Source organism: Protofrankia sp. Cr1 (assembly GCF_963555865.1).
GTDB lineage: Bacteria > Actinomycetota > Actinomycetes > Frankiales > Frankiaceae > Protofrankia.
Map to the genome: position 1 here is coordinate 10,130 of NZ_CAUVXO010000148.1, position 492 is coordinate 10,621.

Here is a 492-nt window from a genome sequence, read left to right on the forward strand (position 1 = left end):
GCGCTGTGAGATCTCGTCCGAGGGAAGGTTCCCGACCGTGAGCGACGTTGCGGACACCGCCCCACCGGCACGGGTCCGACGCCCGCCCGAGTCGGTGACGGCGGGGCTGCGCCGGACCCTCACCGATCGACGCCACCGGCGCTGGGTGGTGCTCGGCGGGTTGGCGTTCGCCGCTCTGACCGCCTTCGGCGTGTATGTCGCGGTCGCCGGACCGTCACCTCGGATCGAGGCCGTGGTCTATTTCACGGCCACCGCCACGGACGCGCAGAAGGAGGCGGTCCGCGCTGCGTGCCCCACCGCCGGCCAGGCCGTCCAGGAGGTACGTGATCACAACACTACCGAGGCCAGCCGCGTGTATCCGCTGCGTTACGACATCACGTTCGCCTCCCCGGCGGACAAGGCCATGATCTACCGGTGCGTGCACGCACAGTCGAATGTGATCGGCATCAGCGAGTTCAGGGCCGGGGAGTGACCCGCCGGGCCGCTTCCTTG

Annotated in this window: 1 protein-coding gene; it reads left to right on the forward strand. The window is 69.9% G+C overall.

All coding sequences use genetic code 11. The features are described 5' to 3' along the window. Window positions 1-472, forward strand: a 472-nt coding sequence (locus U9980_RS13600) for a hypothetical protein (RefSeq protein WP_322768242.1), incomplete at its 5' end; no start/stop codon positions are given. Between the last annotated feature and the right edge of the window lie 20 nt (window positions 473-492).